The organism is Pantoea sp. GbtcB22 (assembly GCF_019091025.1).
Taxonomy (GTDB): Bacteria; Pseudomonadota; Gammaproteobacteria; order Enterobacterales; family Enterobacteriaceae; genus Pantoea; species Pantoea leporis.
This window is the reverse complement of the sequence record NZ_JAGXKB010000314.1, coordinates 1-263: the sequence shown is the minus strand read 5'-3', so window position 1 is coordinate 263 and position 263 is coordinate 1. Positions and strand designations below refer to the sequence as shown.

Here is a 263-nt window from a genome sequence, read left to right as displayed (position 1 = left end):
GCGCATGGCGCGCTTCTTCAACGGCGTGAAAAACGTTATCGCGTTGGGTGACATCGACCTGCAGCGCGATAGCCTTTCCTCCTGATGTGACAATCTCATCAGCGACATGCTGCGCCGTTACAAGATTGAAATCCGCGATGGCTACGGAAAAGCCGTCTTTTGCCAGGCGTAAGGCAATGGCTGCGCCAATGCCCTGACCGGCGCCGGTTACAAACGCAACTCTGTTTTTCATAATCATATCCTTTCAATTAGAGAATTTGACT

Annotated in this window: 1 protein-coding gene; it reads right to left on the bottom strand. The window is 51.3% G+C overall.

The window, feature by feature from the left end; translation table 11 throughout:
* Positions 1-232: SDR family NAD(P)-dependent oxidoreductase (locus KVT28_RS25365; RefSeq protein ID WP_217550956.1), on the bottom strand; the 232-nt coding region annotated here is incomplete at its 3' end.
* Positions 233-263: the final 31 nt, after the last annotated feature.